This is a genomic window from Deferrisoma palaeochoriense (genome assembly GCF_054656955.1).
In genome coordinates this window covers 1-1,271 of the sequence record NZ_BAAHXI010000153.1, presented here as the reverse complement: position 1 = coordinate 1,271, position 1,271 = coordinate 1, and the positions used below count along the sequence as shown (strand labels likewise).

2 protein-coding genes and 1 pseudogene are annotated in these 1,271 nt (G+C 64.0%); 2 read left to right on the top strand and 1 reads right to left on the bottom strand.

Annotation, left to right across the window (positions count from 1 at the left end):
* On the top strand, positions 1 to 371 hold a 371-nt coding region (locus ACYQ8L_RS18480; protein WP_459943293.1), incomplete at its 5' end, for an AbrB/MazE/SpoVT family DNA-binding domain-containing protein.
* Entirely contained in the window at positions 368 to 745 is a 378-nt protein-coding gene (locus ACYQ8L_RS18475) for a type II toxin-antitoxin system VapC family toxin (RefSeq protein WP_459943292.1), read from the top strand. The genes ACYQ8L_RS18480 and ACYQ8L_RS18475, both read left to right, overlap by 4 nt.
* Positions 746 to 1,024: 279 nt before the next feature.
* Here the strand turns inward: ACYQ8L_RS18475 and ACYQ8L_RS18470 are convergent.
* Positions 1,025 to 1,271 (bottom strand): annotated as a pseudogene (locus tag ACYQ8L_RS18470) (hypothetical protein); the annotation flags it as partial.

Here is a 1,271-nt window from a genome sequence, read left to right as displayed (position 1 = left end):
ATACTCATAAATACTCATGGACGTCCCCCAAGGGGCGGCTGTCCCCAGTCACCGGCGTCTCCCTGCTGGTCTCCGGATGTTCTGGCGAAGGGGAGGGCGACCTTGAAGTCGCGGTGTTTTCCCATTACGCTTTGAGTGTCGATCGCAAGGAGGTAAGAACAATGCACGCGGCCACCCTCACGTCCAAGTTCCAGATCTGCATCCCCAAAGCCGTGCGAGAGCGCCTGCGGTTGAAGGCGGGCCAGCAGTTCGTGTTCGTCACCAAGGGCGACACCATCAGTCTGGTGCCGAAGCGGGACATCCGGGATCTGCGAGGCGTCCTGCGCGGAGCCGATACCCGCGATGTGCGGGACCGGAGCGACCGCGGTTGAGCGTCGTCGTGGACACGAGCGGGTGGATCGAGTGGCTCACCGACGGGGCCCTCGCCGACCGCTTCGAACCGTTCCTCACCCAACCCGAATCTGTCGTCGTTCCCACTGTCGTCCAGTACGAACTCCACCGGTGGATCTGCCGAGAACGCGACGAACCGACCGCCCTGGAGATCATCGGGGCAACCGAGCAGGGCACGGTGGTTCCCCTGGACACGTCTCTCGCTCTCCTGGCCTCGGACCTGGCCGCCCACCACCGCCTGGCCATGGCCGACGCGATCGTGTACGCCACCGCCCAGCAAGCCCACGTCGACCTCGTAACCTGCGACGCCCACTTCAAAGACCTTCCCGGAGTGCGATTCTTCGAGAAGGTGTGACCGGCACGCCCTGCACCAACATCCGCGGGGGGCCCCTGAGGAGTTCTCGCGTTGAGGATCCGGCGACCCGACGGCGGATGGCCTCCCCACGGGCAACCCTGGCCGGTTCACCACGTGGGTGCACGCCGTGGCAGCAGCAAATACTCAAATAGTCATGGGGCGCCGTAGCGTGGAAAACGGTGAGGCCCGGGGTTCGCCGAGGGAGAGGGATCGCCGGCCCTTCCGTTCCAAGGACTCGTGTGCCCTGAAGCCGCACAAAACCATAACATGCTGTAATTATTAGATATTTTTCTCATTGGCGGAGGACCTACGGAGTGTCCCGCCTGTCACCCCGAGGAACATCTCGCGGTCCTTCTCGTCGCGAAAGATCGCCGCCCCCTTGAGGCCCCGGGCCATCACGTGCTGCGCCACCCCCAACACGTCCAACCGCGCCATCCCCGGCATCACCACTCTCGCTTGCCGGCCGCTGAAACCCGAGGACCCGCCCCGAACAACTTCATAACTTGTCAACGTCCCCTCGATCCTC